The organism is Bradyrhizobium sp. B025 (genome assembly GCF_042257955.1).
GTDB classification, from domain to species: Bacteria; Pseudomonadota; Alphaproteobacteria; order Rhizobiales; family Xanthobacteraceae; genus Bradyrhizobium; species Bradyrhizobium diazoefficiens.
Window position 1 is genome coordinate 6,417,399 of record NZ_CP170150.1, and the last position, 23,121, is coordinate 6,440,519.

The 23,121-nt window shown below is 65.2% G+C and carries 24 protein-coding genes and 1 other RNA gene; 8 read left to right on the forward strand and 17 right to left on the reverse strand.

Translation table 11 applies throughout. From position 1 onward, the window contains the following. Nucleotides 1–68: 68 nt before the first annotated feature. The 5 genes from ACE10W_RS30205 to miaA all read right to left on the reverse strand — a co-directional run bounded on the left by ACE10W_RS30205 (nt 69) and on the right by miaA (nt 5,671). A complete protein-coding gene (locus ACE10W_RS30205) occupies nt 69–758 on the reverse strand; it encodes a class I SAM-dependent methyltransferase (RefSeq protein WP_375762263.1) in 690 nt (229 codons plus the stop codon). A 3-nt stretch (nt 759–761) separates the two neighbouring features. Then, nucleotides 762–1,304 carry an acetolactate synthase small subunit gene (gene ilvN, locus ACE10W_RS30210; protein WP_011089241.1) on the reverse strand — a complete coding sequence of 181 codons (543 nt, stop codon included), beginning with the start codon at nt 1,302–1,304 and terminating at the stop codon, nt 762–764. Between the two features lie 23 nt (nt 1,305–1,327). Beyond that, on the reverse strand, nt 1,328–2,299 hold the full coding sequence (locus ACE10W_RS30215; RefSeq protein WP_182872360.1) for a threonine dehydratase: 972 nt from the start codon (nt 2,297–2,299) through the stop codon (nt 1,328–1,330). A gap of 206 nt (nt 2,300–2,505) precedes the next feature. Next, entirely contained in the window at nt 2,506–4,281 is a 1,776-nt protein-coding gene (locus ACE10W_RS30220) for an acetolactate synthase 3 large subunit (RefSeq protein ID WP_011089243.1), read from the reverse strand. 433 nt (nt 4,282–4,714) lie between these two features. Next, complete coding sequence (gene miaA, locus ACE10W_RS30225) at nt 4,715–5,671, reverse strand: tRNA (adenosine(37)-N6)-dimethylallyltransferase MiaA (RefSeq protein ID WP_271551293.1); 957 nt, start codon at nt 5,669–5,671, stop codon at nt 4,715–4,717. Nucleotides 5,672–5,682: 11 nt separating this feature from the next. On the opposite strand from miaA, the gene serB reads away from it, so the two are divergent. Next, nucleotides 5,683–6,588 (forward strand): phosphoserine phosphatase SerB, encoded by a 906-nt coding sequence (gene serB / locus ACE10W_RS30230; RefSeq protein WP_060908559.1) that lies wholly within the window; start codon nt 5,683–5,685, stop codon nt 6,586–6,588. Nucleotides 6,589–6,728: 140 nt separating this feature from the next. On the opposite strand, the gene ACE10W_RS30235 is transcribed toward serB, so the two are convergent. The 12 genes from ACE10W_RS30235 to ACE10W_RS30290 all read right to left on the reverse strand — a co-directional run bounded on the left by ACE10W_RS30235 (nt 6,729) and on the right by ACE10W_RS30290 (nt 17,463). Beyond that, nucleotides 6,729–8,252: a Do family serine endopeptidase gene (locus ACE10W_RS30235; protein ID WP_011089246.1), complete on the reverse strand. Its 1,524-nt coding sequence runs from the start codon at nt 8,250–8,252 to the stop codon at nt 6,729–6,731. Between the two features lie 143 nt (nt 8,253–8,395). After that, entirely contained in the window at nt 8,396–8,602 is a 207-nt protein-coding gene (locus ACE10W_RS30240) for a DUF2065 domain-containing protein (RefSeq protein ID WP_011089247.1), read from the reverse strand. A gap of 74 nt (nt 8,603–8,676) precedes the next feature. Then, nucleotides 8,677–9,573, reverse strand: a complete 897-nt coding sequence (gene hflC, locus ACE10W_RS30245) for a protease modulator HflC (RefSeq protein ID WP_011089248.1) — start codon at nt 9,571–9,573, stop codon at nt 8,677–8,679. Continuing rightward, complete coding sequence (gene hflK, locus ACE10W_RS30250) at nt 9,570–10,712, reverse strand: FtsH protease activity modulator HflK (protein WP_011089249.1); 1,143 nt, start codon at nt 10,710–10,712, stop codon at nt 9,570–9,572. Before hflK ends, hflC begins: the two co-directional genes overlap by 4 nt. 153 nt (nt 10,713–10,865) lie before the next feature. Further along, entirely contained in the window at nt 10,866–11,375 is a 510-nt protein-coding gene (locus tag ACE10W_RS30255; RefSeq protein WP_375762264.1) for a dihydrofolate reductase, read from the reverse strand. Continuing rightward, the gene (locus ACE10W_RS30260) at nt 11,375–11,860 is read right to left on the reverse strand and encodes a GNAT family N-acetyltransferase (protein ID WP_375762265.1); all 486 of its coding nucleotides are present in this window, start codon (nt 11,858–11,860) and stop codon (nt 11,375–11,377) included. The genes ACE10W_RS30255 and ACE10W_RS30260 overlap by 1 nt, the downstream gene beginning before the upstream one ends. Nucleotides 11,861–11,865: 5 nt before the next feature. Then, a complete protein-coding gene (locus ACE10W_RS30265; RefSeq protein ID WP_011089252.1) occupies nt 11,866–12,660 on the reverse strand; it encodes a thymidylate synthase in 795 nt (264 codons plus the stop codon). Nucleotides 12,661–12,830: 170 nt separating this feature from the next. After that, nucleotides 12,831–13,811, reverse strand: coding sequence for a tripartite tricarboxylate transporter substrate binding protein BugD (locus ACE10W_RS30270; protein ID WP_375762266.1), 981 nt, complete (start codon nt 13,809–13,811; stop codon nt 12,831–12,833). Between the two features lie 141 nt (nt 13,812–13,952). Next, a complete protein-coding gene (locus ACE10W_RS30275; RefSeq protein ID WP_027544749.1) occupies nt 13,953–15,467 on the reverse strand; it encodes a tripartite tricarboxylate transporter permease in 1,515 nt (504 codons plus the stop codon). Nucleotides 15,468–15,474: 7 nt separating this feature from the next. Beyond that, entirely contained in the window at nt 15,475–16,236 is a 762-nt protein-coding gene (locus ACE10W_RS30280; RefSeq protein WP_375762267.1) for a tripartite tricarboxylate transporter TctB family protein, read from the reverse strand. A gap of 94 nt (nt 16,237–16,330) precedes the next feature. Beyond that, nucleotides 16,331–16,861 (reverse strand): chromate transporter, encoded by a 531-nt coding sequence (locus tag ACE10W_RS30285; protein ID WP_011089256.1) that lies wholly within the window; start codon nt 16,859–16,861, stop codon nt 16,331–16,333. Further along, nucleotides 16,858–17,463, reverse strand: a complete 606-nt coding sequence (locus ACE10W_RS30290) for a chromate transporter (protein WP_375762268.1) — start codon at nt 17,461–17,463, stop codon at nt 16,858–16,860. Before ACE10W_RS30290 ends, ACE10W_RS30285 begins: the two co-directional genes overlap by 4 nt. An 83-nt stretch (nt 17,464–17,546) precedes the next feature. Here ACE10W_RS30290 and ssrA point away from each other — a divergent pair. The 7 genes from ssrA (at nt 17,547) to ACE10W_RS30325 (ending at nt 23,097) form a co-directional block, all read left to right on the forward strand. Next, nucleotides 17,547–17,914, forward strand: a transfer-messenger RNA (tmRNA) gene (ssrA, locus tag ACE10W_RS30295). A gap of 114 nt (nt 17,915–18,028) precedes the next feature. Next, on the forward strand, nt 18,029–18,547 hold the full coding sequence (locus tag ACE10W_RS30300) for an SspB family protein (RefSeq protein WP_011089258.1): 519 nt from the start codon (nt 18,029–18,031) through the stop codon (nt 18,545–18,547). A 90-nt stretch (nt 18,548–18,637) separates the two neighbouring features. Further along, a complete protein-coding gene (gene fumC, locus ACE10W_RS30305) occupies nt 18,638–20,071 on the forward strand; it encodes a class II fumarate hydratase (protein WP_271551607.1) in 1,434 nt (477 codons plus the stop codon). A 276-nt stretch (nt 20,072–20,347) separates the two neighbouring features. After that, a complete protein-coding gene (locus tag ACE10W_RS30310) occupies nt 20,348–20,536 on the forward strand; it encodes a DUF4169 family protein (RefSeq protein ID WP_011089260.1) in 189 nt (62 codons plus the stop codon). After that, complete coding sequence (locus tag ACE10W_RS30315) at nt 20,533–20,784, forward strand: ribbon-helix-helix domain-containing protein (RefSeq protein ID WP_011089261.1); 252 nt, start codon at nt 20,533–20,535, stop codon at nt 20,782–20,784. Before ACE10W_RS30310 ends, ACE10W_RS30315 begins: the two co-directional genes overlap by 4 nt. Nucleotides 20,785–20,900: 116 nt before the next feature. Further along, complete coding sequence (locus ACE10W_RS30320) at nt 20,901–21,176, forward strand: FeoA family protein (protein WP_011089262.1); 276 nt, start codon at nt 20,901–20,903, stop codon at nt 21,174–21,176. A gap of 49 nt (nt 21,177–21,225) precedes the next feature. Continuing rightward, complete coding sequence (locus tag ACE10W_RS30325; RefSeq protein ID WP_375762269.1) at nt 21,226–23,097, forward strand: ferrous iron transporter B; 1,872 nt, start codon at nt 21,226–21,228, stop codon at nt 23,095–23,097. Nucleotides 23,098–23,121: the final 24 nt, after the last annotated feature.

Here is a 23,121-nt window from a genome sequence, read left to right on the forward strand (position 1 = left end):
GTTGTTTCCGGTTCTGCCCTGTCGTGCAGCCCTGTTTCTTGTTCTGGTCTAGCCTTGCTCGCCGGCCTTTACGTGGAAGGATTGGGTTTCCGCAGCAGATAAGTGCCGTGCATCGGCGCGTGATAGTCGGCCGAGACCAGCGTGAAGCCGACATCGGTCAGCATCCGCTCCATCACCCAGCCGAAGGTGGAATATTCGTCGCGCATATGCGTGACCACGCCCTCGCGCGAGAAATCGTGGTTCTTGATCTGGAATTCTGCCCACTGCTCGACGTCGCGCTCGACCGCGTCGGGCATCGAGGCATAGACGATGTCGCGCAGATAGAAGCTCGCCCCCGGCTTCAGCGCGCGGAAGATCCGCGACATCGCCACCACCTTCCAGAAATCCGGCAGATGATGCAGCGTGAACTCGCTGACGATCAGATCGTAGGATTCCGGCCGGTAGGCGAAGCTGAGCAGGCCGGCCGACTGCGTGCGCACGGGCGCCTTGCGGTCCCGGGCATAGATCTCGGCGAGCGCCAGCATCGCCGGCGAGATGTCGATGGCATCGACCTCGGCGCCCATCAGCGCAGCTTCGGTGGCGAGCACGCCGTTGCCGCAGCCGATGTCGGCGATGCGCCAGCCGCGCTGGACACCGAGCATTTTCAGGGCGGCGCGCGCCCGCAGATCGGCATCGTCGTGGCTGTCGTAGATCGACGCCACCGCGGGCTCGATGCCCATCCGGTTCCGCTCGTTGTAGTACCAGTCGCGCGCCAGCATGGTTCACATCCCTTCAGGCCCGCGGCCGATCGCGGCAACGCCCGTGCGCGACACCTCGACAAGGCCGAGCGGGCGCATCAGGTCGATATATTGATTGATCTTGTCCGTATTGCCTGTGATCTCGAACACAAAGCTCTCGGTGGTGGCGTCGATCACGCGGGCGCGGAACGCATCCGCCAGGCGCAGCGCCTCGACCCTGTGCTCGCCCTGCCCGCGCACCTTCACCATCGCCAGTTCGCGCTCGATCGAGCGCTTGGTCTGGGTCATGTCGACAACGCGGTAGACCGGGATCATGCGGTCGAGCTGGTGCTTGATCTGCTCGATCACCATCGGCGTGCCCGTGGTGACGATGGTGATGCGCGACAGATGCTTCTGCGCCTCGGTCTCCGAGACCGTGAGGCTCTCGATATTGTAGCCGCGCCCGGAGAACAGGCCGATGACGCGCGCGAGCACGCCGGGCTCGTTCTGCACGAGCACCGAAAGCGTATGCGTCTCGTTGGGATCGTGGCGATCCTCGATGAAATAGGCGGATGCGGGCTGGTTCATTGTCGTCCCCTCTTGTCTCTCCGTCACGCCATCGCTGGCGCCTCTGCCCCGATCCAACTGCGGAACAGGTCGAAATCGATATTGCCGCCGGACAGCACGAGACCGACGCGCTTGCCTGACAGTTTTGTCTTTTCCTGAAGCGCCGCGGCGAGCGCGGCGGCACCGGCGCCTTCGGCGAGATTGTGCGTATCAGTCCAGTAGGCGCGGATCGCGGCGGCGACCTCGTCGTCGGTGACCTGCACGATGCGCGAGGCGCCCTTCCGGATCAGCGCGAACGCGTCTGCGTCGGGAATGCGCGTTGCCATGCCGTCGGCCAGCGTGTTGCTGGTCTTCGTCGTCACGATCTTGCCGGCCGCGAACGACAGCGCATAGGACGGCGCTTCGGTCGACTGCACGCCGACGATCTCGGTCTTCAGGCCCAGGAGGTCGCGTGCCATGATGCAGCCGGAGATGCCGGAGCCCTGCCCGATCGGCACATAGAGAACATCGAGATCTGGCGCCGTCCGGAACAGTTCGAGCGCATAGGTGGCGACGCCGAGCACGAGATCCGGATGGAACGACGGCACCATGTGCAGGCCGGTAAATTGGGCGCGCCGTTGCGCCTCCTCGGCGGCCGCTTGAAAATCCTCGCCATGCTCGACGAGTTCGGCGCCAAAGGCCTTCATCGCCCGGTTCTTCTCGACCGAGTTGCCGCGCGGCACATAGATCACCGCAGGCACGCCGTGGCGGCTCGCCGCGAACGCCAGGCTCTGGCCGTGATTGCCGCGCGTCGCCGAGATGATGCCCGGAATGTTCGGCCGCTCGCGCTTCAGCCGTTCGAGATACACCAGCCCGCCGCGCACCTTGAAGGCCCCGATCGGCGTGTGGTTCTCGTGCTTGACGACGACGCGCGTGCCCAGCCGCTCGGCGAGCAGCGGCCAGGCATGCGCCGGCGTCGCCGGCACCGCCTGCCCCACGATCGCATGTGCGCGCTCGAGCTCCTTCAGGTCGAACATGGTAGCCCCGCAAATGATCTGCTCCCTCGCCTCGCTTGCGGGGAGAGGGTTGGGGTGAGGGGGAGTCTCTGCGCGGACGGTGAGAATTTGACTCGCGGAGACTCCCCCTCACCCGGATTGCGCTCACGCGCAATCCGGCCTCTCCCCGCAAGCGGGGAGAGGCGAAGGGAGACCGCTCGTCGCTGCTGCGTCATCGCCCTACCAGCTCACACCAGCGCCTTGCCGCCCGCGAACGCCTTGGCCGTGGCCTCGTCGTTCGCCTGCTCCGGCAACAGCATCTCGTTGTGCGCCTTGCCGGAGGGGATCATCGGGAAGCAGTTTTCGAGCGCAGCGACGCGGCAGTCGAACAGCACCGGGCGCTTGACCGAGATCATCTCCTGGATGGCGCCGTCGAGATCTGAAGGCTTGTGGACCTGGATGCCGACGCCGCCATAGGCTTCCGCGAGCTTGACGAAATCCGGCAGCGCCTCCGAGTAGGAATGCGACAGGCGGTTGCCGTGCAGCAGCTGCTGCCACTGCCGCACCATGCCCATGTACTGGTTGTTCAGGATGAAGATCTTGATCGGCAGCTCGTACTGGACCGCCGTCGACATCTCCTGGATCGTCATCTGCACCGAGGCATCGCCTGCGATGTCGATGACGAGGCTGTCCGGGTGCGCCACCTGCACGCCGACCGCGGCGGGCAGGCCGTAGCCCATGGTGCCGAGCCCACCCGACGTCATCCAGCGATGCGGCTCCTCGAAGCCGTAGAACTGCGCCGCCCACATCTGGTGCTGGCCGACCTCGGTCGTGATGTAGGTATCCCGGCCGCGCGTCGCCTCGAACAGGCTCTGGATCGCGTGCTGCGGCAGGATGATGTCGTTGCTCTTCTTGTAATAGAGCGAGTTGCGGGCGCGCCACTGCGCGATCTGCTGCCACCACGCCTTGACGTCCGGCTTCTTCGCCTCCGCCTTGAACACCTGGAGGATGTCGCCGAGGATGTTGCCGCAATCGCCGATGATCGGCACGTCGACACGGATGTTCTTGTTGATCGAGGACGGGTCGATGTCGATGTGGATCTTCTTCGAGCCCGGCGAGAACGCGTCGACACGGCCGGTGATGCGGTCGTCGAAGCGCGCGCCGACGCACAGCATGACGTCGCAATCATGCATCGTCATGTTGGCCTCATAGGTGCCGTGCATGCCGAGCATGCCAAGCCAGTTCTTGCCCGACGCCGGATACGCGCCCAAGCCCATCAGCGTCGAGGTGATCGGAAAACCGGTGACCTCGACCAGCTCGCGCAGCAGCTTGGTCGCCTCCGGGCCGGAATTGATCACGCCGCCGCCGCTGTAGATCACGGGACGCTTGGCGTTCGCGAGCAGCGAGACGGCCTTGCGGATCTGCGTCGCATCGCCCTTCACGCGCGGCGCGTAGGAGCGGTGAACGTCGGACTTGCGCGGCGGATGATAGGTGCCGGTCGCGAACTGCACGTCCTTGGGCACGTCGACCAGCACCGGGCCCGGACGGCCCGTGGTCGCAACGTAGAACGCCTCGTGCAGGACCTTTGCAAGGTCGTTGACGTCGCGCACCAGCCAGTTGTGCTTGGTGCAGGGACGCGTGATGCCGACCGTGTCGCATTCCTGGAACGCATCGTTGCCGATCAGATGCGTCGGCACCTGGCCGGAGATGCAGACCAGCGGAATCGAGTCCATCAGCGCGTCGGTCAGCGGCGTCACCATGTTGGTGGCGCCGGGACCGGAGGTCACCAGCGCAACGCCTGGCTTGCCGGTCGAGCGCGCATAGCCCTCGGCGGCGTGGCCCGCGCCCTGCTCGTGGCGGACCAGGATGTGCTGGACCTCGCTCTGCTGGAAGATCTCGTCATAGATCGGAAGCACCGCGCCGCCGGGATAGCCGAAGATGTCGGTCACGCCGTGATCGATGAGCGCGCGAACGATCATCGCGGCGCCGGTCATCTGGTTCGGATCGTGGCTCTTGTCGCTCATTGGCTTGCTCCGGATGCGCTGTTGCCAGCGGCTTCATTCGTGTCGGGTTCGGGAAATAAAAAAGGCCCCGAAGAGGGCCCATGCACACCGCCTGTCATGTGGATGGCAGCTAGCCATCCCCGGCGGTGTGCCTGGGTACGACGGCGATAAGGAGTTTGGTAATAATGTTACGCATGGCAGGCGCCCGGCTTCCCAAAGGTTGCGCGAAACATAGCGGCCAAAGCTCGGATGTCAAGGCGATGCGGCCGTCCCCGCGCGATTTTGGCAGTGTAGCGGTGTTCCCGGGGTTCGGCGAGAGGTAAATTCGGGGAACCCGGCGCAAAAGCACGTCGCCTACGCCGTCATTCCGGGATGGTCCGCAGGACCAGACCCGGAATCCCGAGATTCCGGGTTCTCGCTTTGCGAGCCCCGGAATGACAGCGCATAGGAGGCCTCAACCCTCGTCCTGCGCCGCATTCGCGATCGCCGCGAGCCAGCCCCTCGCCTCCTCCGGCTTCACCCATTCGAACTCCGGCAATTGGTGCCGGAACCAGGTGAATTGCCGTTTGGCGTAATGGCGGGTGTCGGCGCGGCCGATCGTGGCCGCCTCGTCCAGGCTGAGCTCACCGCGCAAATGCCGGATCAGGGCCGGCACGCCATGGGCCTTCATCGCCGGCAGCAGCGGATCGAGCTGCCGGGCGGCGAGGCGCTCGACCTCCCTCAAGGCGCCGGCGCCGAGCATGGCGTCAAAGCGGGCATCGATGCGGGCATAGAGCTCGTCGCGTCCGGGGGCGAGAAATACCGCGTGAAAACTGTCCCTGGGCAACAGCGGCGGCTGGCCCTCCTGGTGCCAGTCCAGCAGCGAGCGCCCGGTCGCCTCGATCACTTCGAGCGCGCGCGCGATCCGCGTGCGGTCACGCAGGTTCAATCGCCCGGCCGCACGCGGATCGCGGGCCGCGAGTTCCGCATGCAGCGCCTCGACGCCGTTCCGCTCCAGCCGCGCGCGCACGTCTTCGCGCACCTCGGCAGGGATCGGCGGCACCACAGAGAGGCCCGCGGTCAGCGCCTTGAAATAAAGTCCGGTGCCGCCGATGAAGATCGGCAGGCGGCCTTCGGCTCGCGCCCCTTCGAGCGCCTTGGCTGCATCGCTCACCCAGGCACCGGCCGAGAAATTCACGGCGGCATCGACATGGCCGTAGAGGTGATGCGGCACGAGCGCCTCGTCTGCCCGTGTGGGGCGCGCCGTGATGATGCGCAGGTCGCGGTAGACCTGCATGGAATCGGCATTAATGACGACGCCGCCGGCGGCGAGCGCCAGCTCGAGCGCCAGCGCCGACTTGCCGCTGGCGGTCGGGCCTGCGATAAGCACGGCCTTGCCAATAGGCCTTCTGCCGACTTGCCCCTCGCTCACGAAAACCTCAAATGTCCCTGGTCGCCACGCTGATCTGCAATCCCGATAGTCCCGCGCTCGACTCTACCATCGTCGACGGCGCCCGCGCCGTGCTGCCTCAGGCGGCGCCCGCGCACTGGCTGTTCGACGGGGTTGCGGTCGATATTCCCTTCGGCGCCGACAGTAACCTCGAAGGCGACCGTCACGCCATCGAACAGCGGTTGCGCGAGCTTCGCGGCGACCTGCCGATCGACATCGTCGTGCAGCCAGCCGGCGTCCGGCGCAAGAAGCTTTTTCTCGCCGACATGGATTCCACCATGATCGGCCAGGAATGCATCGACGAGCTCGCAGATCTCGTCGGGATGAAGGCCCATGTCGCCGCCATCACCGAACGCGCAATGCGCGGCGAGATCGAGTTCGAGCCGGCGCTGCGCGAGCGCGTTGCGCTTCTGAAGGACCTTCCCGCCAGTGTCGTCGACGAGGTGCTGGAAAAGCGCATCACGCTGACGCCGGGCGGCCGCACACTGGTCGCGACCATGCGGGCGCACGGCGCCTATACCTGCCTCGTCTCCGGCGGCTTCACGCTGTTCACGAGCGCGGTCGCCGCCAGGATCGGTTTCCAGGAGAACCGCGCCAACGAGCTGATCGTGCGCGACGGCAAGTTCACCGGCGAGGTCAAGGAGCCGATCCTGGGCCGCGCCGCCAAGCTCGCGACGCTGGTGGATCTGATGGAGTCGTTCGATCTCGACGACGTCGACTCGGTCGTGGTCGGCGACGGCGCGAATGATCTGGCGATGATCCAGGCGGCGGGACTGGGCGTGGCCTATCATGCCAAGCCGGCGGTGGCCGCTGCGGCTGCTGCAAAGATCGACCACGGCGATCTCACCGCGCTGCTCTATGCGCAGGGGTATCGGCGCGAGGAGTTTGTGGAGGGGTAGCCTCCTCCCCGCTGTCATCGCCCGCGAAGGCGGGCGATCCAGTATTCCAGAGACAGTGCGGCTAGAACCGAGAGGCCGCGGCGTACTGGATGCCCCGCCTTCGCGGGGGCATGACAGTTGAGTGCGGGGCGTATCGCCCCTTACTGCACGCTCAGCGCCACGAACCGCAGCTCGCCGTCGGCGTTGGAGACCAGCAGCAGCACCGACTTCTTGCCGTCCTTCTTGAGCTGGTCGACCCGCTTCTGGATGTCGGCGCCGCTGGAGACGACCTCCTGTGCCACCTCGACGATGACGTCGCCGGCGGACAGGCGCTTCTCGGCGGCGTCGGAATTGGCGTCGACATTGGTGACGACCACGCCCTTGACGCTGTCCTTGATCTTGTAGCGCGTACGCAGGTCCTTGTTCAGCACGGCGAGATCGAGGCCGAGCGCCTTCTGGGTCACCGGCTTCTCCGGCGCGGGCTCGTCGGTCTTCACCGCGGCCTGCACCTTGTCGGGATCCTGGAGGCGGCCGAGCGTGACCTTCTTGGTCTCCTCCTGGCCCTTGCGGATGATGATGACGTCGACCTCCTTGCCGACCGCTGTGTCGGCGACGACGCGGGAGAGATCCTTCGGGTCCTTGACGTCCTTGCCGTCGAACTTGACGACGACGTCGCCGGGCTCGATGCCGGCCGGCTTGGCCGGGCCCTTGTCGTCGACGCCGGCAACCAGCGCGCCGCGCGGCGGCTTGATGTTGAGGCTCTCGGCAATCTCATCGGTGACGCTCTGGATGCGCACCCCCAGCCAGCCGCGGCGCAATTCGCCGAACTGGCGGAGCTGGTCGACGACGCCCATGACCGTCTTCGACGGCACGGCGAAGCCGATGCCGATCGAGCCGCCGGATGGCGAGATGATCAGCGTGTTGACGCCGATGACGTCGCCATCGAGATTGAACAGCGGACCGCCGGAATTGCCGCGGTTGATGGCGGCGTCGGTCTGGATGTAGCTGTCATAGGGACCCGAGGAGATGTCGCGGTTCTTGGCCGAGACGATGCCGGCCGTCACCGTGCCGCCCAGGCTGAACGGGTTGCCGATCGCGACCACCCAGTCGCCGAGACGCAGCTTGTCGGAATCGCCGAACTTCACCGCGACCAGCGGCTTCGTCGGCTTGAACTTCAACACGGCCAGGTCGGTCTTCTTGTCGACGCCGACCAGCTCGGCCTTGATCTTGGTGCCATCGTTGAGGATGACGTTGATCTCGTCGGCGTCCGCAATGACGTGGTTGTTGGTGACGACGACGCCTGATGTGTCGATGATGAAGCCGGAGCCGAGCGAGTTGGTCTTGCGGGGCGGGCCGTTGTCGCCGCCCTTGCCGCCACCGGGGCCGCCGGGACCCCTGCGGTTCTTGAAGAAGTCGTCGAAGAACTCCTCGAAGGGCGAGCCGGGCGGCAGTTGCGGCATGGTGTTGCTGCCGCCGCCCTTGGCTTCGACGGTCTGCGAGGTCGAAATGTTGACGACCGCGTCGATCACCTTCTCGGCGACGTCGGCGATGCCCTCCGGTCCGCGCGCCTGAGCTGGCGTGCCGAACGCGCCGAAAGCACTGACGGCGAGCGCGGCCAGCCCAATTCTCACGCCAAGTCGCGCACGATGGCGCAAGCGGGACGGGGCAATGATGGCAGCGGTCATTGTGATCTCCAGAAAAAGGGATTCGGCGTCAAGACTGCGCTCGAACGGGGGGACGGCGCAAGCGCGGAGCTTCACGGGCCTCAAGACCCGGATAATACGGCGAAAACCGGTCCCTTGCCTTCACTTTGGCGTTGGCGCGAGGCCTAAATCGGGCGCCGCATCACCCAGATCAGGATCAGGCCGACCACAGCCGAACCGATCCCGACCGCCCGCAGGACGTTGTCCGGCGTGGCGATGGCGCTCTTCATGGCCTTGCGCATCCAGTTCGGACTCGCCGCGAACATCAAGCCTTCCAGCACGAACAGGATGCCTAAGCCGATGAGGAAGTCGGCGAACGCAATGGACCTCATCGGATTGGAACCTCCCGTGGTGCTGTTCTTGTCTGGACGAAGGGCGGCCAGACCTGCCGCCGCCCTTGTCTAGCTTACGGCTTTGCCGGCGTCGCGGTCGCCGCCTTGCCGGACGGGTTACCAAAGAACCGGAAGAAATCCGAGTCCGGCCGCAGCAGGAAGCGGGTGTCGTTCGACTTCAGCCCGTTCTCATAGGCCGTCATCGACCGGTAGAAGGCGAAGAAGTCGGCATCCTTGCCGTAGGCTTCCGCAAACAGGCGGTTGCGCTCGGCGTCGCCGACGCCGCGGGTCTGCTCAGCCAGCGATCTGGCTTCCGCCTCGATCACGGTCGCCTCGCGGTCGGCCTTGGAGCGGATCTCCTGCGCCTTCTGGCCGCCCTGCGCCCGGAACTCGGCGGCTTCCCGCTCGCGTTCCGTCTTCATGCGCTGGTAGACCGCCTGGCTGTTCTGCTCCGGCAGGTCGGCGCGGCGAATCCGGACGTCGACGACCTGGATGCCGTAACCGTCGGCCTCGCGATCGAGCTGGTCGCGGATACGCAGCATCAGCTTCTCGCGGTCGTCGCGCACCACGTTGATGAAGGTGACCTCGCCGAGCACGCGGCGCAGCGCCGCGTTCAGGAGCGTGGTGAGCTGGATGTTGGCAGCCTGGATCGAGCCGACACTCTGATAGAAGCGCAGCGCGTCCTTGATGCGGTAGCGCGCGAAGGCGTCGACCACGAGCCGCTTCTGGTCGGATGCGATCGCTTCCTGCGACGGGTTCTCCAGATCGAGGATCCGCTTGTCGATGTTGATCACCGAATTCCACGGCGCCTTGAAGTGCAGACCGGGATCGGTGACGACGTCGACGGGCTTGCCGAACTGAAGCACGATGGTCTGCTCGGTCTGCTGCACCGTGAATAGCGACATGTAGCCGACGATCACGACGAGCAGGAGCCCGAGGAGGGTGACGATACCTGTGACCGGAGACCTCATCGGCTGCCTCCGCTCGATTGCTGACCGGCGGCGGGCGGTCGCTTCGTCGTCAATTCGCCCAGCGGCAGATAGGGCACAACGCCCTGGCCCGAGGGGCCGCCGTCATAGACGAGCTTGTCCGCGCCGCCGAGCACGCGCTCCATCGTCTCCAGATAGATCCGTTCACGCGTCACTTCGGGCGCCTTCTTGTATTCCTCGTAAACCTTCAGGAAGCGCGAGCTCTGGCCCTTGGCCTCGGCAACCGCCTGCTCCTTGTAGCCTTCGGCGGCCTGCATGATCTGCGCCGCACGTCCGCGCGCCTGCGGCACCACTTGGTTGGCGTAGGTCTGTGCTTCGTTCTGCAGCTGCTCGAGATTGGCGCGCGCCGCCTGCACGTCGCGGAAGGCGTCGATCACCTGCGCCGGCGGATCGACCTTCTGCATCTGCACCTGGCTGATCTGAATGCCGGCGCCGTAGCTGTCCAGAGTCTTCTGGATCAGTTCCTGCACGCCCTGTTCAGTGACGTTGCGCGCGCCGGTGAGGATCGGCTGGATCTGCGAGCGGCCAATCACCTCGCGCATCGCGCTCTCGGCGACCGCCTTCACGGTGCCTTCGGGGTTCTGGATGTTGAAGAGGAAGTCGCCGACGCCGCCGGTGTCGGGCTTGATGCGCCACAGCACGGTGAAGTCGACGTCGACGATGTTCTCGTCACCGGTGAGCATCAGGCTCTCTTCGGGCACGTCGCGAATGGAGCGGCCGCGCCGTGCCGGATCGTCGATCAGCGTCATGCCGATGGAGATGGTGTTGACGCGCAGCGCCTTGGGCAGCAGCACTGTCTCGATCGGATAGGGCAGATGATAGTTCAGGCCCGGATCCACGGTGCGGACATGCTTGCCGAAGCGCAGCACGACGCCGCGCTCTTCGGACTGCACGCGGAAGAAGCCCGACAGCAGCCAGAACGCGATGATGATCAGGATGATCAGCGTGATGCCGACGCCGGAGAAATAGCCACCCGGCATGATCTGCTGAAGGCGGTCCTGGCCGCGCCGCAGAAGGTCTTCCAGATCCGGAGGCCTCGGCCCGACCGGTTGCGGGCCTGAGCCCCATGGTCCCTTTGGACCCGAGCCCCATGGGCCACCGCCCTGATTCTTCCACGGCATTCGACGCTCTCCTCGGCAGGGTGGAATTGCCCCTGCCCGCTTTGTCCGGTCCGGCTTTATAGGGGACAGGCAGGTCCCTTACAACGCAGCCCGGGCTGTCTTTGCAGCTAAGCCCGGGGGCAGAAAAGTCAATGTTAACATTGGCGAATGCGGTTAATGGCGCGGCCGCCGACGATATGTCACATAGGAGTAATCGGCGCTGTCGTTCGGTCCGGCAGGATGACGGATGCGCGCCGTCTCCTCCCATTCTGCCTTGTCGATGCCGAAATGCGTGTCGCCGTCGGGGCGCGCATGCACTTCGGTGATTTCGAGCCGATCGGCACGACCGAACCATTGCCGATAGATATCGGCGCCGCCGATCACCGCGATCTCGGTGACCGAACGCCGCAGGGCATCGCCGCGCGCAATCGCCTCCGCATCCACGGCTGATGTCGTGACGACGGCACCGGCGGCGCGATAAGCCGGATCGCGCGTGATCACGATGTTGGTGCGGCCCGGAAGCGGCCTGGGCAGGGATTCGAAGGTCTTGCGGCCCATGATCACGGGCTTGCCGATCGTGAGTGCCTTGAAGCGCGCCATGTCGGATTTCTGCCGCCATGGAATCGCGTTACCTGCGCCGATGACGCCATTCTCCGCGACCGCCACGACGAAGACGATCTCCATCAGACAGAGCTCCCCGCAAGCCGCGTCAGCGCAGGACCGGTGACGCGGCACAGCGTCCAGTCGTCCATCATGACGGCACCGAGCGACTTGTAGAACGCGATCGACGGCGCGTTCCAGTCAAGCACCGCCCATTGCAGGCGCGACCAGCCGTTCTCGACGCATTCCTTTGCGAGATAGACCAGCAGCGCCTTGCCGAGGCTTTTGCCCCGATGCGACGGCCGCACATACAGATCCTCGAGATAGATGCCGTGACGGCCGCTGAAGGTGGAGAAATTGGCGAACCAGACCGCAAAGCCGACCGCCTCGCCGTTCCACTCGGCGATCGCGCAGTAGAGCTGTTGTCGCTCGCCGAACAGCGCGTCCGCGATGTCAGCCTCGGTCGCCTCGACCTCGTGCGAGAGCTTTTCGTATTCGGCGAGCTCACGGATGAAGGCAAGAACCAGCCCGGCTTCGCCGGGACGCACGCGGCGGATGTTGAGCGACATCTGCGTCAGACCGCGACTTCCGCCTTGATGTGCGGGTGCGGATCGTAGCCGACGAGCTCGAAATCCTCGAAGCGGAAGGAGAAGATGTCCTTCACGTCGGGATTGATCCGCATCACCGGCAACGCACGCGGTGCGCGCGTGAGCTGGAGCTTCGCCTGCTCCAGATGGTTGGAATAGAGATGGGTGTCGCCGAACGAATGCACGAAGTCGCCGGGCTTCAGGCCCGTGACCTGCGCCACCATCATGGTGAGCAGCGCATAGGAGGCGATGTTGAAGGGCACGCCGAGGAACACGTCGGCCGAGCGCTGATAGAGCTGGCACGACAGCTTGCCGTTGGCGACATAGAACTGGAACAGGCAATGGCACGGCGGCAACGCCATCTTGTCGACCTCGGCCGGATTCCAGGCCGAGACGATCAGGCGGCGCGAGTCCGGATTGCGCTTGATCATGTCGACGACGTTGGCGATCTGGTCGATGCTGCGTCCGTCCGGCGCGGGCCAGGAACGCCATTGATGACCATAGACCGGGCCGAGATCGCCATTGGCGTCCGCCCACTCGTCCCAGATGGTGACGCCGTTGTCGCGCAGATATTTGATGTTGGTGTCGCCCTTCAGGAACCACAACAGCTCGTGCACGATCGCCTTCAGCGGCAGCCGCTTGGTGGTCAGCATCGGGAAGCCGGCCGACAGATTGAAGCGCATCTGATGGCCGAACACCGAGAGCGTGCCGGTGCCGGTCCGATCGGTCTTCTCGGCGCCGTCTGAGAGAATCCGCTCGAGCAGGTCCTGATACTGGTGCATGTGTCGTGTGCCTTTGGGGAGGCCGCGAACTTAGCGGCCACCTCCGAGCTGCGACAGCGGCGATTCGCTGCCTGCGCCGATTATACCCGGAAAAAGTGAGCGTTTCCGGTGCAAACGACAAGGGGCGGAACCCGCGTCCCGCCCCTCGCCTATCGGCTTGATTGTGCTGGTTAACTGGCCGGCTTGAGCACCGGGGTCCACTTCGCGATCTCGTTCTTCACGAGGGTCGCGAGCGCCTCCGGCGTCCGGTCCTTTGGGCCCGGGATGACGCTGCCGAGCTCGAGCAGGCGCTTCCTCACCGTCTCGTCGTCGAGCGCTTTGACCGCGGCGGCGTTCAGGCTCGCCACGATGGCCGGCGAAGTTCCCTTTGCTGCGAACATCGCGTTCCAGGCCTGGGCCTGGAACGCAGGCAGGCCGGCCTCCGTCGTCGTCGGCACGTTCGGCAGCGACGGATTGCGCTCGGCCGTTGCGATCGCATAGGCCTTGATGGTGCCGGCGTTGATCTGTGGCACGGCGTTGACGATCTGGTCGCACATGTAGTCGACCTGCCCCGCCACCAGCGCGTTCATCGCGGGGCCGGTGCCGTTGAAGGGCACGCCGACCGGCTTGATGTCGAGGATGGAGTGCAAGAGCTCGCAGGACACGTGCGAGACCGAGCCGACGCCGGCATGCGCCGCGTTCACCTTCTCGGCATTGCCCTTCACGTAGGCGACGAACTCCTTCAGGTCCTTCGGCGGAAAATCCTTGCGCGCCAGGATCAGGATCGGCGTGCCCGCCAGCAGCGCGATCGGCTCGAAGTCTTTCTCCGGATGATAGGCGAGCTTCGGGTAGAGCGGCACGGATGCGGCATGCGTGCCCATATGCCCCGTGATCAGCGTATAGCCGTCATTGGCCGCGCGTGCGGCCCGCGCGGTCGCGGTGGTGCCGCCGGCGCCGACCACGTTCTCGATGACGATGCTCTGCCCCAGCGTCTGCGCCATGTGCGCGGTGACGATGCGGGAGATCACGTCGGTCGGGCCGCCGGCCGCGAACGGCACGATCATGGTGATGCCGCGCGTCGGATAGGTCTGCGCCTGAGACGGTGCGACAAACGCGCACAGCGATGCGGCAGCCGCGGCACATGCGCCCGCGAGCGCGCGAATAAAGGTCATGCCGATCCCCTTGTCGGTTCCTTGGGACACAAACAAAAATGCCGGCCACAAGGGCCGGCATTTTCATTTCACGAAGACATCACACAAGTCGATTCGACTTCCGAATGCGGCGCGCGGACGCAGGGCGCCGCGCCGGCGCGGTCAGTTCTCGGATTCGGTGAACACCTCGTCGCGCTTGGCGCGCAGCGCGGGCAGCACCGTGAGGATCAACAGGCTCGCCGCGATCGCCAGCAGCACCGCCGACAACGGACGCGTCAGGAACACGCTCCAGTCGCCGCGTGAGATCAGCAGCGCGCGGCGCAGGTTCTCTTCCATCAGCGGTCCGAGCACCATGCCGAGCAGCAGCGGTGCCGGCTCGAAATCGTGCTTGATCAGCCAGTAGCCGACGAGACCGAACACGCCGGCGAGGATGACGTCGACCGGTGCGTTGTTCACCGAGTAGATGCCGATCGCGCAGAAGATCACGATCGAGGGGAACATCAGCCGGTAAGGCACGCGCAGCAGGCGGACCCAGATTCCGACCAGCGGCAGGTTGATGATGATCAGCATCAGGTTGCCGATCCACATCGAGGCGATCATGCCCCAGACGAGATCCGGCTGCTTCTGCATCACCTGCGGGCCCGGCACGATGCCATGGATGGTCATCGCGCCCACCATCAGCGCCATCACCGCGTTCGGCGGGATGCCGAGGGTGAGCAGCGGGATGAAGGAGGTCTGCGCCGCCGCGTTGTTGGCGCTTTCCGGCGCCGCCACGCCCTCGATCGCACCGCGGCCGAACCGCGACGGGTTCTTGGCGATCTTCTTCTCGAGCGTATAGGCCGCAAAGGACGCGATCACGGCACCGCCGCCCGGCAGGATGCCGAGGATCGAGCCGAGCACGGTGCCGCGCAGGATGGCAGGCGCGGAGTCGCGCAGATCCTTCCTGGTCGGCATCAGGCCGGTGATCTTCTGCTGCACGAGGTCGCGGTTCATCTCGGCGCCGGCGTCGAGGTTGCGGATGATCTCGGCAAAGCCGAACACGCCCATCGCTACCGTCGCAAAGCCGAGACCGTCGGCGAGCTCCGGAATGTTGAAGGCCATGCGCGAGGCGCCGGTCTCGATGTCCGAGCCGACCATTGACATGAGCAGGCCGAGCACGATCATCGCGATCGCCTTCAGCACCGAGCCCTTGGCCAGCACGACCGCGAAGATCAGACCGAGCACCATCAGCGAGAAATACTCGGCCGGACCGAACGCCAGCGCGAGCTTGGTCAGCGGCGCGCCGAGCACGGCGATGAGCACGGTCGCGACGCAGCCGGCGAAGAACGAGCCGATCGCCGCGATCGCCAGCGCCGGGCCGGCACGGCCCTGCTTGGCCATCTGGTGACCGTCGATGGCGGTGACGACCGATGTCGCCTCGCCGGGTATGTTGACCAGGATCGACGTGGTCGAGCCGCCATATTGCGCGCCGTAATAGATGCCGGCGAGCATGATCAGCGCGCCGACCGGCGGCAGTCCGAAGGTGATCGGCAGCAGCATCGCCACGGTCGCGATGGTGCCGATGCCCGGGAGAACGCCGACCAGCGTGCCGACGAGGGCGCCGATCAGGCACATCAGGAGGTTGATCGGAGAGAGCGCGACGGCGAAGCCGTGGGCGAGGTTGGCAAAAATATCCATCACGCCCTCACTGGATCAGGAAACGCGGAAACATCGGCATCGGTAGCCCGAGCACGTAAGGGAAGAGCAGCGCGCAGCCGAGCGTCAGGCAGGCGCCGACGATGGCAGCCTCCAGCCAGCGCGTCTCATGCGAGCCCATCGCCGCGATCATGAAGCTCGCGAAGGCGGAGACCACGAGGCCCAGCGGCCGGATCGCGAGCGCGAAGAACACGATCGAGACCATCACGAACAGCGGCCCGCGCCAGGAATAATGGGCCATCGCCGGCCCGTCGGTCAGAAGGCCGGTCAAGGCAATGCCGGCGGACAAGGCGACCAGCAGCCCGCCGAACATGCGCGGCGCGGTGCCCGCACCGAAGGAGAAGCCGCGCATGCCCTGCAAATCGCTCGAGGCCCACAGCGCGAACAGCGCGAGTGCCATCAGGATGACGCCGCCGACATAATCCTGGGCCGACCGGATGGTCATGAACAGCGTGACGATCGCCACCGCTAAGACCGGATAGGAATAGATCAGCGCCAGCAGCACGTCGGATGACGCCTTCTTGGTCTCACCGCCGACCGATCCGATCAGTGCCGCGGGAGCGCCCGCGACCAGCGCGGTGGCGTGGTTGATCAGGACAGTGGCGGGGCCGCGTCCCGTGCCCCAGCCAAAAATCGTCCCGATCGACCAGATGAGCTCGAATATCTGCGGCGCAACGGCCAGCAGACAAAAACCGATCGCCACCGAGGTGTTTCGGGTGGCTGTCGCTGAGTGGCCCATCGTATCGGCCATGCATGTCTCCTCCGCGACCCGTAAGTCACGCGCAGTGTTGTTCTAATCGGCTGGAAATGGATCCCTCGCCCGGATCACTGCCTAGCGATTTTCATTACACAATGCCAGCAAAACCCAACAAGCCCCCGGCGAGCAGGAGCCATAGTGGATTGATGCGCGAGACCGCTGCGAGCACCGCAACCATCGCGGTCAGAAGCACCGCAGCAATCGTGCGATCGGTCGCGTTGGCCAGGATCAGGGCACTCGCCGCCATCAATCCGATCGAGAGCGGAACCAATGCAGCCTGGATCAGGCCGGGCCAGCGCGATTGGCTCGGCCGGTTCAAGAGCCGGCTGACATAGTAGGCAACCAGCGCGGTCGGCAGGCACATGGCCAGCGTCGCTGCCAGCGCGCCGGGGATGCCGGCGACGGCATAGCCGATTAACGTCACGATAAGCACGTTCGGACCTGGCGAGAGCTGCGCGATCGCATAGGCATCAGTGAACTGCTTGTCGGTCATCCAGTGATGCACATCGACCGCGATACGGTGCATCTCGGGCACCGCGGCCGCGGCGCCGCCGACCGCGAACAGCGACATCAGCGCAAAGGTGGAGATCAACGCCCAGATCGGGTTCTCGGCGTTCACGCTGCTACCTTCCGCCGCAGGAGGAAGGTGGCGCCGACACTCACGGGGATCGCGACCAGCAGCACCGCCTGGAGCGGCAGGCGAAGCACGCCGATGGCAAGGAACACGGCGAGCATCAGGATGAGCGCAACGGCGTCCATCCGCTTGAACAGCGGCGTCATCATGCGAAAGACGACCGCGATCAGGAGGCCGACCGCCGCGCAGGAGATGCCTGCGAGGATGCGGCGCAGCACCTCCACATCGCCGAACCGGGCGTAGATGATCGCAAGCACGGTCATGATCAGCGTCGGCGGCAGCAGCAGCCCGGTAAAGGCGGCAACGCCGCCCGCGATCCCGCGCAGCCGCGCGCCAAAGACCATCGACAGATTGACGATGTTGGGCCCGGGCAGGAAATGGCAGAGCGCGAAGGTTTCGTTGAACTCGTCCGCCGTCATCCAGCGGTGCTGCTCGACGATCGCCCGCCGGGCGAACACCAGAACTCCGCCGAAACCGGCCAGGGACATCCGGGCGAAGGCGACGAACAGCGCGGCCAGGCTGGGCGGAGGGCCGCTGGTCGCGGCACGATCCGGCTCTTGGGCGGCCGGTGCTGAATCCGGGGACATGTCAGGAGCTTAGAACGAGGGCCGCCGCGAGGCCAAGGCTATCCGGAACCTATCCAAAGGGAACCGCGCCATGCCGCGCCAAACCCCTGTCTTTCTAAACCTTTGCCCCCTATATTGGGGGTGCCGGTTCGCCGGCTATGGAAATAAACGGTCGTCGTAATAAACCATTCGGACCCGGGGGCGGTACCCGGCGCCTCCACCAAAGCCCACCAGCGGGCAGGCCCTAGAAGCGGGTTTTGGCGGGGGCGAAATAGGATCGACGAGGGCGTAAAGGGCGTGCTTTTTCCCGGTATTGTTCCGCCGTTATCGGGCTACTGCAATAGTTGCCAACGACAACTTTGCTCCGGTTGCTCAGGCTGCGTAACGCAGTTTGAAAGACCATCTTAAAGTCCTAACGGGTTAAGCTCCGTTAGGCGGGGTTCGGAGGCACCTGGCAACAGAAGCCTCCACTTACCTTCGATTTCCTCCCCCACGGGGACTCCTGCTGACCCGTCAGGCGCGGTACTATTGCGGCTTGGCGAGTCGGGCCGGCAGGGCCCAACTCCTGGAATGCAACAGGACCACCATGGCGACCGATCATATCCGATACGATGTGCTGGCCCGCGACGCGCTGCGCGGCGTGCTGCGGAAGGTGCTGACCGACGCCGCGTCGCATGGACTGCCGGGCGAGCATCATTTCTTCATCACCTTCGTGTCGAAGGCCGAGGGCGTGAAGCTGTCGTCGCGGCTCCTGGCGCAATATCCGGAAGAGATGACGATCATCCTGCAGCATCAGTTCTGGGATCTGACCGTGCTCGAGGACCGCTTCGAGGTCGGCCTGTCGTTCGGCGGCATTCCGGAGCGGCTGGTGGTGCCGTTCAGCGCCATCAAGAGCTTCCTCGATCCGTCCGTGAAGTTCGGCCTCCAGTTCGACACGTCCGATGTCGCCGAGGTCGCGCCCGAGACTTTGCCCGCGGCCCCTGCCCCTTCGGCCCTGTCGGTGCCCACGCCCGCCACGGACAAGGCGGAGACCGCGGAAGAGCCGACCCCGCCGAGCCAGGGCGGCGCCGAAGTCGTGCGGCTCGATCGTTTCCGCAAGAAATGATCTAGGCTACCGCGCGAGACCGTCGCGTCCGGCCAAACTGCCTATATAGAGGAGCACATGAAGAGGCCGCGCGGCATTTCGCGCGGCGGAATGGATGTGCTCATGGCCAAATCTGCACGCACGAAGACCGCTCGCCCCGCGACCCGCACCGAGACCGACAGTTTCGGTCCCATCGAGGTCCCCTCCGATCGCTATTGGGGCGCGCAGACCGAACGTTCGCGGCAGAATTTCCGCATCGGCACGGATCGCATGCCGATCTCGCTCGTGCATGCGCTCGGCATCGTCAAGCTCGCCGCGGCGCAGTCCAACCGCGAGCTCGGCCTGCTCGACCAGCGCCGCGCCAGTGCCATCATCCGCGCCGCGCGCGAGGTGATCGACGGCAGCCTCGACGATCATTTCCCGCTCGTCGTGTGGCAGACCGGCTCGGGCACGCAGACCAACATGAACCTCAACGAGGTGATCGCCAACCGCGCCAATGAGCTGCTCGGCGGCGAGCTCGGCGCCAAGAAGCCGGTGCATCCGAACGATCACGTCAACATGAGCCAGTCGTCGAACGACTCTTTTCCCACCGCAATGCATATCGCGGCGGCGAGCCGCATCACCGCCGATCTCGTTCCTGCCCTTGGCGAACTGCTCCGCGCGCTGCGCAAGAAGGAGAAGGAGTTCGCCAAGATCGTCAAGATCGGCCGCACCCACACCCAGGACGCGACGCCGCTGACGCTCGGCCAGGAATTCTCCGGCTATGCCGCGCAGGTCGAAAGCGGGATCGCGCGACTGAAGGTCGCGGTGAAGGAGCTCTATCCGCTGGCGCAGGGCGGCACCGCCGTCGGCACCGGCCTCAACGCGAAGCCGCGCTTTGCAAGACTGTTCGCAAAGCACGTTGCCGGAATCACCAAACTGCCCTTCACCAGCGCCGCCAACAAATTCGAGGCGCTGGCCTCGAACGATGCCTATGTGCTGGCGCACGGCGCCATCAATTCGGTCGCGACAGGCCTGTTCAAGATCGCCAACGACATCCGCCTGCTCGGATCGGGTCCGCGCTCAGGGCTCGGCGAGCTGATCCTGCCGGAGAACGAACCGGGCTCGTCGATCATGCCGGGCAAGGTCAATCCGACGCAGTGCGAGGCGATGACCATGGTGTGCTGCCAGGTGTTCGGCAATCACACCGCGATCACGGTCGCCGGCAGCCAGGGCCATTTCGAGCTCAACGTCTACAAGCCCGTGCTAGCCTACAACATGCTGCACTCGATCCGCCTGATGGCCGATGCCGCGCGCTCCTTCACCGAACATTGCGTCAGCGGCATCCGCGCCGACGAAAAGCGCATAAGTGAACTGATGCAGCGTTCGCTGATGCTGGTAACCGCGCTCGCGCCGAAGATCGGCTACGACAACGCCGCCAAGGTGGCCAAGACGGCGCATGTCAACGGCACCACGCTGAAGGAGGAGGCGCTGCGGCTCGGCTTCGTCACAGCGGACGAGTTCGACCGTTTGGTGCAGCCGGAGAAGATGACGAAACCGGGGTAATTCCTAATTCCGATAGTCATCCGTAATGATACGGAGCCAAAAAGCTCATAATTGTAAGGCTTAAAGGACAGGATTTGATTACCGTCAATGTTCCGGAAAGACGGCGTGCTACGCAGCTATTCTGCCCTTGGCGGGGCGAAATTCATCGTTTGATGGCCCAAGGGGCCGATTGACGAGGACGAGCAAATGACAATCAAGTCTTGTGGGGCGCGACGCGGCCCCCTGTTTCTGAATGTTTCATCCTGCCTGAAGAGGATCGGATGATGGAGACGCGGCATGGGGAACGTCATCAACCTGAATCGTTTCCGGAAGCGCGCCGAGCGGGAAGCCTCGGCGAAGCAGGCGGACGCCAATCGAGCGAAGTTCGGCCGCACGAAGGCGGAGCGGTCGGCGGAGGAGACGCGCGCGGACAGGGCGAAGGAGCACCTGGACAAGCATCAGATCGATCGCGAGGAGCAGCCATGAAGTCGCCCGTCGTGAAACGATCGATCGTCGTCGCCGGTCACAAGACCAGCGTCAGCCTGGAAGAGGCGTTCTGGAACGGCATGAAGGAGATTTCGGGCCTGCGCAACATGACGCTGTCCGAGCTCGTCGGCGAGATCGACGGCAACCGCCAGCAGGGCAATCTGTCCTCGGCGATCCGCCTGTTCGTGCTGGACTACTTCAAGAGCCGCGCCATGGCCGTCCAGCCGGACAAGGTCCCGGCCCAATAGCCGGCAAGGCGTCTTTTCGGCGCGTCCGGGCGTTCGCACTTTAAAATCACTCTAAGGTGCAGCTTCCGGCGAGCAAGCGCGCTTGACCTCAATGCCCTGCGTTGAAAATACAGGGCATGACCGACACCAATGATACGCGCCCTCACATGCCGCTGGGTCTGGCCCTGCGCGGCTACACCGGCGTCATCCAGCACCTGTCCGCCAGGGACACCGGTTCGGCGCTCTCGGACATCGAGCTCGAGAGCCGGCTGATCGAACTCGGCTTCGTCGAGGGGGCCCGGGTCGAGGTCCTGCATGAGGGGCTGGTCGGGCGCGATCCCATCGCCGTGCGGGTCGACAGCATCACGATCGCGGTCCGTCGGCGCGAAGCCATGGCCATCATCGTCGCCTGAGGCGGCCGCCCCCTGACCTCAGGCCTTTGATCCCAGATCGTTGAAAATCATGGAAGCACCCCTCCTGCATCTCGCCCTGGTCGGCACGCCAAACAGCGGCAAGACCTCGCTGTTCAATGCCCTGACCGGCAGCCGGCAGAAGGTCGCGAACTATCCGGGCGTCACCGTCGAGCGCAAGGAAGGCTTCTTCGTCACGCCCCAGGGACGCCAGGTCTCGGTGGTCGACCTGCCCGGCACCTATTCGCTGCGCGGCCGCAGCCCGGACGAGGAGATCACCCGCGACTTCGTGCTCGGCAAGGCCTCTGGCGAGACCGTGCCCGACCTCGTGCTGTGCGTGGCCGATTCCACCAATCTGCGCTTGACCATCCGCCTGCTGCTGGAGCTCAAGCGCACCGGCCGGCCGATGATCCTCGTGCTCAACATGTTCGACATCGCCGCGCGCCGCGGCATCACGGTCGACGTCGAGCGGCTCGCCAAGGAGCTCGGCGTGCCCGTGGTCACCTCGATCGCGGTGCGCAAGGGCGGCACGGCCGATCTGTTGACGCTGACCGACGAGATCTCGGCCAGGCTCGCCACCGAGCCTGCGGAGAACACCTGGCGCGCGCTCAGCGTCGGCGAATTGCGCTCCACCCAGCGCGAGGCCGACCGCATCATCGCCGACTGCGTCAGCCTGCCGAGCCGGCCTGACACCTGGACCGCGCGGATCGACGCGGTGGTGCTGCATCCCGTCGGCGGCCTCATCGTGCTGGCGCTGATCCTGTTCGTGATGTTCCAGGCGGTGTTCGCCTGGGCGCAGCCGCTGATGGAGCTGCTCAATTCCGGCTTCGACGCGCTCGGCGAGTTCGTGCACACCACCCTGCCCGCCGGCCTGCTCCAGAGCTTCCTCCAGAACGGCGTGATCTCGGGCGTCGGCAGCGTGATCGTGTTCCTGCCGCAGATCATCATCATCTTCCTGTTCATCCTGCTGCTGGAAGATTTCGGCTACATGGCGCGCGCCGCGTTCCTGATGGACCGCATCATGGGCGGCGCCGGCCTGCACGGCCGCGCCTTCATCCCGCTGCTGTCGAGCTTTGCCTGCGCCATTCCCGGCATCATGGCGACGCGCGTGATCGACAACAAGCGCGACCGGCTGACCACGATCCTGATCGCGCCGCTGATGACCTGCTCGGCGCGCATCCCGGTCTACACGCTGATCATCTCGGCCTTCATTCCGGCGAAGGACGTCTGGGGCTTCATCAACCTCCAGGGCCTCGTGATGTTCGGCCTTTACGCCGCCGGCATCGTCAGCGCGCTTGCCGTCTCGTTCCTGATCAAGTTCTTCATGCTGCGCGACTACGCGCCGGCACCGTTCATGCTGGAGCTGCCGGACTACAAGATGCCGCGGCTGAAATCGATCGCGATCGGCGTCTACACGCGGGCCAAGATGTTCCTCCACCGCGCCGGCACCACGATCTTCTCGATGATGGTGCTGATCTGGTTCCTGGCCTCGTTCCCGCAGCCGCCGGCGGGCGCGACCGAGCCCGGCATCGACTTCAGCCTCGCCGCCATCATCGGCAAGGCGCTCGAGCCGCTGCTCGCCCCCGTCGGCTTCAACTGGCAGATCGCGGTCGCCCTGATCCCGGGCATGGCGGCGCGCGAGGTCGCGGTCGCAGCGCTCGGCACGGTCTATGCGATCGAAGGCGGCAAGGAAGCGGCCGAGCAGATCGGCCAGGTGCTGGCGACGAAATGGTCGCTCGCCACCGCGCTGTCGATGCTGGCCTGGTACATCTTCGCCCCGCAATGCGCCTCGACGCTGGCCGTGATCCGGCGCGAGACCGGAAGCTGGCGATGGATGGCGGTGACCTTCAGCTACATGCTGGTGCTGGCCTATGCCGCGAGCCTCGTGACGTACAACGTCGCGGTGGCGTTGGGGGCGGGATAGAGTCCCCTCTCGAAACTAAAAACT